The following is an 8,794-nucleotide window of genomic DNA, read 5'->3' as shown; positions in this document are numbered from 1 at the left end:
TGCTATGAACAGATTAAATATAAATTTAGTGATAAAAACGTAAAAAAACATTTAAGTTTGATTTAGTATACATCTCATTAAAAATCCCCGTCTCGTCTCATTAAGTATAGTTTACTTGGTTTTTGATACGGAGAAACACTTACTCTATACAACTTTGTATAATATATATTATGTTAACTAGTAAAAAGTAATAAACTTATTAATTGTTAGTTTTTGTTGTTAAGCTTCCCTTTTCAATAGATTGTTTGGTTATTGGTTTTTTGAGTTGTTTTATGTGATTAATTACAATGTTTCCGTATAGAAAGTTATATTTAAGATAATAAAAAACATAATTCGTTTGAATCACAAAATACCCACGAACAAAATGATGTAAAAATTCTTCTGGTACAAAAGGAAATTCGATGTTAAAGGATTTACACGGCATGATTCCGTGTATGTTCATAATGTCGTCTTTTATTGTTTTACTATTAATGTTTAACATATATACGCCTGTTTTTTTGTTTTGGTAAAGTGGCTGGTTTGTGTTTAATTCTTCTTTTATATCTTCTAAAATGTAACTTTCTTTTTGTGATATACTGACACATTGATTTTCTTTTGGTATAACACCGTCTGCTGTTATACATCCTAAAATATAAGCCATATTATTTGACCAAGTTTTAAAATAATCTTCTTTTATGGCATACTTTCTCTTCCAACTACCTCTTGCTCGTCTTGGAACGTTATTGTCTGTTAAAACCATGCATATATACCTAGCAGACACATTGGCAAGTAAAGCTATTTCTGAGGTGCTCTTCCCTTCTGTATAAAGCTGAATCATTTCAGATTTTGATAGTTTACATTTTGACTTCTGTTTTCTTTCTTCCAGCATTTATAGACTCTCCTTCCTTTGGATAATTAGTTACCTACCTGCTTCTATAACATATAATGAAACGTACGTTCTTTGTTGTTTATGAGAAAGAATTTACTTAAACAAAACAATTTACAAATACATAATATTAGTTTTAGTTGCTGCTAAATGAATTCTATTTTATATATAAAAATAATAAATTTGAAGAATTTATGAAATGTACTGCGTTAAAGATGAAAGGTAAAACGATATAGTTTACACTAATAACAGCTAGAATAACAACATACGTATATTGTTAAACGTAAAAAGGAGAACTAATGAAAAAGAAATATATAAATCAAATTCATACCGATGTAAGTTTTAAATCGAAAGATATTATAGGTTTAATGACTGATTACTTTAAAATGAAAACAAAGCTACGTCCTATAAAGAATTTACCTATTGTGTTACCGAATCTGCATAATGAATCTATAGATAGTGTTACATGGTTTGGTCATTCTGCTTCTCTTTTAAAAATAGAAGGTAAAAAGCTGTTATTAGATCCTATGTTTGGCGACGCCTCTTCCCCGTTTCCTGTTTTTAATAGTAAACGTTATAGTGGTGCTTTTTCTTTAGAACGTGAAGACCTTCAGGAAATTGATGCGATTATCATTTCGCATAATCACTATGACCATTTAAATTACAAAAGTATTATGCAGTTAAAAGATCGTGCAAAGCACTTTTATGTTCCGACTGGAGTTGCGCGTTATCTTATTAAATGGGGTGTTTCACCTAGTAAAATTAGTGAGCATAATTGGTGGGATGAAATTACGTTTGATAATATTAAATTAGTTTGTACACCTGCAAGGCATTTTTCTGGACGAAGTATGACAGATAGAGATAGTTCGTTATGGTGTTCATGGGTTATCCTTGGTCAAGAAACGAAAGTCTTCTTTAGTGGTGATAGTGGATATGCTCCGCACTTTAAGGAAATTGGTAATAAATACGGTCCATTCGATCTTACTTTAATGGAATGCGGGCAATACGATACGAGATGGTCTGCAATTCATATGTTGCCAGAAGAAACAGTACAAGCTCATATTGACGTTAAAGGAGAATTGCTTGTTCCTATTCATTGGGGTGCTTTTACATTATCATTACATGAATGGAGTGATCCAATTGAGCGAGTTACGAAAGAAGCAAATCGTTTAGGGGTTAATATTGCAACGCCGCAAATAGGTGAATCTATTACGTTGAAAGCTAAAGATTATCCTACTTCAGATTGGTGGCGAGAAGTATAATCATAACAAAAAGCGAACTATATTAAATAGGTTCGCTTTTTGTTAATTCACTTATTTTGGAGTTCTCTTATATCTACTGGAATTGCATTTTTCATCTTTTCTTTAGTCCAATATTCTGTAAAGTCTTCTAGATGGTTTGAATCTTGAATAGTTAATGGGATATTTGGAGATTTTTTAAATTGAGTAAGAGTATCTTTTTTACTAGATGCTGCAAAAGCTAAATAAATAATTGAGGATAATATAATAATCATACTAGTGGTATATATCCAAAATAAAAGCTTTTCTTTTTTCATGAATTCCTCCTTCTTATATATTCCCCACTTAAAACAAATATTTACTATAAAGTATTCTTTATAAACTTCTCAAACTTCCCATGTGATGTTTCAATTTGATTTGTTCTCCACATAATGAATCTCTCCTCAAAATAATGAATTCATTGCTGTGTTTTCTAGATTGCTTCTCCCGCATCAAATGACAAACTCTTTTTCTTTTAGTTCTTTAAACTCGTAGAATAGTAATTTATGGTTTGATAAAACACAAATATGTTCTCATATAGCTTCATTGTTTAGTACTTCAGGTAAAAACTTAGGTATCATCTCTCCTGCACCGTAATTATAGTCGCTTAATATCCAGGATACAATTTTCCAATCTAAAATCCCTTCAGATACCTTTTTAGGCGTGTCATATGTAAACTCGTAAGGTAGTTCTATTACATAAACATATATGCGACCAAAATATAAAAAGTCTTCCCATTTAATAATGCCTTTAAATTGAATTTGATTTTGTTCAACATCTATATTTGTTTCTCCTTTTTCTATCTTCCCTCCTACCCCATTCCATAATCCTTTTACAGGGTCATATTCTCTATTTAACATAAGTATCTCTTCATTTCTTTTTATAAAACATAAAGTATGCTTGTACATAATTTAATTCCTTCTTTTGTTCTTAATAAGTTCTAACAGGCGATATTAAATATACTGCTGCAGATTGTTCACCTGCTTCAATTAATATCGGTCTCATGGAACCACCAAAACTTAAAGTAACTCTATCTTCTTTTATTGCTTTTAAAGTATCGACCATATATCGTCCATCGAAAGATATATTTAATTGCTTTTCACCTTGAATAGCATCTATTTGTTGTGTCTCGGATATTTTACCAATCTGAGAAGCGTTAGAAGAGATTTGTATTGTGGATGCGTCAATGATTTCTAAGTTAACGTTGTTGTTTGCCCATTCACTAGCTAATAAACTTGACCGATCTACACCTTGTAAAATCTGTTTTCTATCTATATTAATAACCGTTTGGGATTCATTTGGAATTAGGCCGGATATATTAGGATATTTCCCTTCAATAAGCCTTGAATACAATGTAATTGTACCGAATTTAAAGATAATGTGACTCTCTGAAAGATATATGTATACTAAATTTGAATTACTGTTCATTAATTTTAGTAATTCACTAATAGTGGAACTTGGTACAACGCAATTCAATTTCGCATGTGAAGAAATGGTTATTTCACGTAAAGCCAGTCTGTGCGAATCAGTAGCAGCACAAATTAATTTGTTATGATCAATAACGAAATGTACGCCAGTAAGAACGGGTCTAGATTCATTTTTAGCTGCTGCAAAGACAGTTTGTTTAAAGACTTCAATTAATTGTCCCATCTCAACTTGTATTTCCGCATGTTCGTCTATAAATGGTACATTTGGAAATTCGTTTGCCGAGAATCCATTTAAGTTTAAAGTAATTTCATCTGATTGAATTGTAATCAATTGCTCATTCATACTTTTTATTAAAATCTCACTTGGCATTTTCTTAATAATTTCAATGAAATACTTTGCAGGTACAATAATACTCCCTGCTTTTAAAATAGTTGCAATTTGTTCGTCTTTAAGTGAACTAGGTATAAATTTTTCAATGAAAATATTCGAATTACTTGCGATTAAAGTAATGCCAAATTGATCTGCTGTTATTTTAATTCCGGATAATATAGGAATTAAAGTTTTTGCTAAGATAGCTTTACTTACTTCTGAAAGAGCTTGTGTAAAGTGTTTGTGATTAACGATAAACTCCATTTTTCCCCCGCCTTAAATGAAATACTATCTTTATGAAGATTGATGAATAATAGTTCCATTAAAAATATAAGGAACTGTTTCTTTCTTTTGTAAAAGGCTTTTTAAGTGTTCTGGTATACGTAAATAAGGTTCTGCTGAATCTAATTCCATCCAGGTAATCTCTTCAATCTCTTTTGGCCGTGATATACAGATTCCCCCTCCGATTATTTCTCCTAAAAAATTAAAGAAGATTGCATGATGTCCTCTCTCCTCAAAAAAGGCTTCACTAATGGAACAAACCCCTTTTACGGATATATCTAGCCCTGTTTCTTCTTTTACTTCACGAATTGCTGCCTTTTCTAACGTTTCCCCGAATTTAACTGCTCCACCTGGTAAAGTGTAATAAGAACCATTTTTCCCTTTGTTTTTAACCATTAATAGCTTTTCATGAGTTTCATCATATAGAAGTGCGTATGTAACATTTACTTTTTTCATATGTAACCCCCTTGAATGGTAAAAATTTGCTGTCTTTATTTTATTCTATCATTAAATTGTTTGGATTCATAAAAAGTAATTTGAGTAAATAACTAATACGAAACGATATCGTGTTCATAGACACACAAAAGAAAAGAGCATATTTTGAAAAAAATCAATCATAATACACTCTTTAATGATTCATTTATAACCGTTTTTCTAAATAGTAATGATTATGTCCTTTAGGATGATCTTCACTTCCCCCTATCACTTTATACCCATGCTTCTTATAAAAATTAGGGGCTTGGAAACTAAAAGTATCTAATTTGATTAGCCTACATTCTTTTTCAATTGCAAATTCTTCAATAAGATTCATTAAACTGCTTCCGTAACCTTCGTGCCTGTATTCTTCAGAAACCCATAGAAAGTCAACATGTACATGGTGCCAAAATGTGATTGCCGTTATCCCTCCTACTATTTCTTCTTTTTCATTTTTCACTATAAAACTAATCTTTTCTGAAGGTGTTTTTTCTTCATTTGAAAGTTGTTTTTGGTTATATTCAATTACTTTTTCTCTTATGTAATCACTATCTTCTTGTACCCATTGCTTTACTATTTGCATTTTAACTATCACGCCCCTTTACATTATTTATTCAATTTAATAATCGGAATGTCCTATCTTCTTTAATGTTAGATTATGAAATAAGTACAAGGATAAAATTAGATTTTTTGAATGTCATCCATTATTTATACATTTTTTTGTAAAGCAAAAGAGCCCTAGTATAAGGACTCTTTCTTAGCATTAAGCTATTTTTCGATTTAACGATTTGATTTCCTTCTCCTTTTCTGCATTTGGAGGGCGGATTACTATAGAGATAACGAAAGATATAACACATAGAACACCGATTGTAATGAAGGTTGGTTGAAATCCACCAAGTAGTGCCCCAATGAATGATCCTGCAAGTGCACCAAATCCGAAACCTTGGTAAACAATCCCGTAGTTTGTACTATGGTTTTTTAATCCGAAGAAGTCTCCCACAATTGCTGGGAAGATGGTGATGTTACCACCAAAGCAAAAGGCAACACTTGCTACACAGGCAAAATAAATCCCGTAATTTAGTGGAACAAAACTTAAAGTGAAGACGGACAATCCAATAATAATAAATGTAGCAGAGACGATTTTTAATCGACCTATTTTATCTGATAACGTTCCAAGAATAATTCTACCTATTGTATTAAAGATTGCAATCATTGCGACGGCATTAGCGGCAGTCGCTGCACTAAGACCAACGAGCTGCACCCCAATGTCTTTTACCATACCGATTAAATATAAACCACCCATACAGGAAGTAAATAGCATGAAAAACAAGAAATATACTTGTTTAGTTCGCATCATTTCACGCGGAGTATAGTCATTGTGTAATGTTTCAGTTGCGGTGTTACTTACAATTGCTTCACGTAAGAAGAACGATCCGATTAATACTAAAAGTAAGACGATAATACCCCAATATAAAAATGCTTGTGATACACCAAGACTATCGATAAGATTTCCGTTTACATATCTAAAAATTAAGCTACCCATTCCATATGCTGAAACAGATATACCAGAAATAAGCCCTTTACGGTTTGGAAACCATTTAATTAAATTAGATAGTGATGTAATATATGCTGTTCCATCAGCATATCCAACGACAACACCGGCTAATAAATAAAGTAATGGTAATGAGGAAACTTGTGAACTAAGTATTAAACCGAGTCCTAAAACAATTCCAGCTGTAGCGATAAGTTTACGAAGTCCGAATTTTTGTTGTAGCTTTCCTGCAAATAGAGTTGAGAATGATAAAGAAAAACTCGTAATTGAGAAAGTGATCGCGACTGAATTGAGGTTCCATCCAAACTTACTTACAAGGGGTTGATTAAATAAACTCCATGTGTAAATTGTTCCTAGGCCAATTTGAACAATGATTGTACCTAGAACAATTAACAACGGATTTATAGATGTTTGTTTCATACTAACTGTCCCCTTCTTTTATCATGACATGAATTTTCACAGTTAGTATATCCATGATAAATTACAAGATACTGTACGGAAAATGGAAATTAAGTTAGCTTACACAAAAAGACACTTCGTCAAGAAGTGTCTTTTTGTAGGTTATATACAGCATTTAAAGAAAGCTTTGTTAAGATAAGACATTTTCGAATGCTTATGTACATATATTATCAAATAATTTGCTGAAAGTGATGAGACTTAAGACGTATTTTTCTTTCATAAATAAGTCCGAGAGAAAATTAATATTCAATTTCCTCGAAGTCTTTCGGCTGCGGTACAGTTTGCATATTAGCTGCATCTTTCGGATCGCTATAAATCGCGTTTTGTTCTGTGTTTACATCCTTTATATTTTGCTTTTTATTTTTATTCACTTCATTTTTCATTAAAGTTCACTCCTTTTTATTATAGGAGTAGTTATGCCCTAACCATATTATTTTTACTGCTACTAAATGTATCAGCGACTAAATTGCTAAATTCACGTAAATAATATAAATAATTATCCCCACCATAGTTGTATCTTTTATTGTACATTTTAGCAACGACGACATTATATTCTGGAATGACTAATATCGTTGGTCCTGTAATTCCTAATATTTGATAAGAACCTTTAGGAACTCGCTCACCAAGTTCACTAAATAAAGCAGGTTCATTTTGAATGAACCAAAACAACCCGTTTTGAGGTAGTTCTTTATTTGTATACTCTGGACTTTGTAAGCTCGTAGCAAGTGCTATAACTTCTTTTGGGACAATTTGTTTACCATTTAAAAAACCGTTATTTAAATGCAGGTTCCCCCAGTATGCAAATTCTCTCGCAGAGACAAACAAATTTTTCTCGGAGCCGTCATCTACTGTACCAACACTATTTATGACATCTTCATTTGGATTTACAACAACCTTAACTAAATTATCATCTTGCTTTATTCTCCATCCAGTTTCTTTGAAATCAGCAGGTATGAATACACGCTCTTTTAATAATGCAGGAAAACTCTTATTATACAGCTGATAAATAAGCTGCGTCACCATTCTTACATTAATATCTCTGTACCCCCAAGCTTGTCCCGGCTCAAACTCACGAAAAACTGTCCCATCATCGGTTTCATTTAAACCATGTGAATGAGTTACTAAATGTCTTATCGTTGTCTTACCGAGTAATGAAGGATCATGTTTTTCAAAATAATTTACTGCCTCGTCATCAAGTGATTTTATTTTCCCCTCATAAACTGCATAAGCTACCATTAATCCTAAATAGCTTTTTCTTGCGGAAGCGACATTGAACTGTGAAGATATGGTTACTTTTTTACTAGTAGGAGTATTTGAATGTGTTCCACTATAATGCTCGAGCACAATCTTATTATCTTTAATAATACAAAGTGCTGCCGCAGAACTTTGATTTGTCTCTTTAATGTTTTCTACCCATGAAATTAATTTTTCATATTTGTACAAATAAATATCCCCCTAAAACATATAAAAATGACAGCATGAAAGAAAAGTTTCAATACAGTATAACTTTGCATCGGCACTTTTCTTTCATGTGAAATATTATTGATCTATAGTACTTAAATAATCCACCAGCTCCAGCAATTAGAACAGCTGAAACAACCAACGCAGCCTACACAACCTACACAACCGCCACAACGTCCGCCGCCACCGCATCCGCCACAACGACGTGCATCGTCTTGAATGTAGTAATATGGATATTGATTTTGTTGCTGATCCCAATAAACAACATTACCAGGTTGATAAGCATTAAGGTTTAATGCTTGTAGTTCTTGTTGAAAATCATTCATTATGAAACCCTCCATTTATAAATGTAAATTCCGTCCATATCTTTAAGTTTATTTACTTTTAAAAATAAAGTAGAAATAAGGCTATAGACTAAATGCGTACATCAACAAAATATGACTTTACACTAGGTGATGTACCTTGTTTATGAGCCTATTTTCTTTATATTCTTTTAGTGGACGTAATTAATATAAATAAAGACAATTAAAAGTTACTAATCCAGCAAGTTAATAGTTCATCACTTAATTTTCTTTCTAGTAATTCTTTTACGGAAGGTGTTGGCATTATTGTATAGGAGTTTATATT

Annotated in this window: 9 protein-coding genes and 3 pseudogenes; 1 reads left to right on the top strand and 11 read right to left on the bottom strand. The window is 31.9% G+C overall.

Features of this window, described 5'->3' with window-relative positions; all coding sequences use genetic code 11:
- Positions 1 to 346 precede the first annotated feature (346 nt).
- Positions 347 to 868 (bottom strand): annotated as a pseudogene (locus V7038_RS28445) (endonuclease); the annotation flags it as partial.
- Positions 869 to 1,164: 296 nt separating this feature from the next.
- On the opposite strand from V7038_RS28445, the gene V7038_RS28440 reads away from it, so the two are divergent.
- Positions 1,165 to 2,127, top strand: coding sequence for an MBL fold metallo-hydrolase (locus tag V7038_RS28440; RefSeq protein ID WP_002110153.1), 963 nt, complete (start codon positions 1,165 to 1,167; stop codon positions 2,125 to 2,127).
- Between the two features lie 47 nt (positions 2,128 to 2,174).
- Here V7038_RS28440 and V7038_RS28435 read toward each other — a convergent pair whose 3' ends face one another.
- The 10 genes and pseudogenes from V7038_RS28435 to V7038_RS28390 form a co-directional block, all read right to left on the bottom strand.
- Positions 2,175 to 2,420, bottom strand: coding sequence for a hypothetical protein (locus tag V7038_RS28435; protein WP_002110155.1), 246 nt, complete (start codon positions 2,418 to 2,420; stop codon positions 2,175 to 2,177).
- 174 nt (positions 2,421 to 2,594) lie between these two features.
- Positions 2,595 to 3,050: pseudogene (locus V7038_RS28430) on the bottom strand (NUDIX hydrolase).
- 22 nt (positions 3,051 to 3,072) lie between these two features.
- Positions 3,073 to 4,203, bottom strand: coding sequence for a DNA polymerase III subunit beta (gene dnaN, locus V7038_RS28425; RefSeq protein WP_335696007.1), 1,131 nt, complete (start codon positions 4,201 to 4,203; stop codon positions 3,073 to 3,075).
- Positions 4,204 to 4,233: 30 nt separating this feature from the next.
- Positions 4,234 to 4,677, bottom strand: a complete 444-nt coding sequence (locus V7038_RS28420; protein ID WP_335696006.1) for an NUDIX hydrolase — start codon at positions 4,675 to 4,677, stop codon at positions 4,234 to 4,236.
- A gap of 184 nt (positions 4,678 to 4,861) precedes the next feature.
- Positions 4,862 to 5,278, bottom strand: coding sequence for a GNAT family N-acetyltransferase (locus V7038_RS28415; protein WP_335696005.1), 417 nt, complete (start codon positions 5,276 to 5,278; stop codon positions 4,862 to 4,864).
- 180 nt (positions 5,279 to 5,458) lie between these two features.
- On the bottom strand, positions 5,459 to 6,667 hold the full coding sequence (locus tag V7038_RS28410; protein ID WP_002110160.1) for an L-lactate MFS transporter: 1,209 nt from the start codon (positions 6,665 to 6,667) through the stop codon (positions 5,459 to 5,461).
- Positions 6,668 to 6,945: 278 nt separating this feature from the next.
- Positions 6,946 to 7,089 (bottom strand): hypothetical protein, encoded by a 144-nt coding sequence (locus tag V7038_RS28405; protein ID WP_002013225.1) that lies wholly within the window; start codon positions 7,087 to 7,089, stop codon positions 6,946 to 6,948.
- Between the two features lie 31 nt (positions 7,090 to 7,120).
- Positions 7,121 to 8,149 carry a serine hydrolase domain-containing protein gene (locus V7038_RS28400; RefSeq protein ID WP_070128410.1) on the bottom strand — a complete coding sequence of 343 codons (1,029 nt, stop codon included), beginning with the start codon at positions 8,147 to 8,149 and terminating at the stop codon, positions 7,121 to 7,123.
- Positions 8,150 to 8,262: 113 nt separating this feature from the next.
- Positions 8,263 to 8,493, bottom strand: coding sequence for a heterocycloanthracin/sonorensin family bacteriocin (locus V7038_RS28395; RefSeq protein WP_335696004.1), 231 nt, complete (start codon positions 8,491 to 8,493; stop codon positions 8,263 to 8,265).
- 199 nt (positions 8,494 to 8,692) lie between these two features.
- A pseudogene (locus V7038_RS28390) lies at positions 8,693 to 8,794 on the bottom strand (NUDIX domain-containing protein); the annotation flags it as partial.

This window comes from Bacillus sp. JJ783 (genome assembly GCF_036963225.1).
GTDB classification, from domain to species: Bacteria; Bacillota; Bacilli; order Bacillales; family Bacillaceae_G; genus Bacillus_A; species Bacillus_A cereus_U.
Note: the sequence above shows the minus strand (reverse complement) of the source record. Positions and strands in the feature narration are given on the sequence as shown.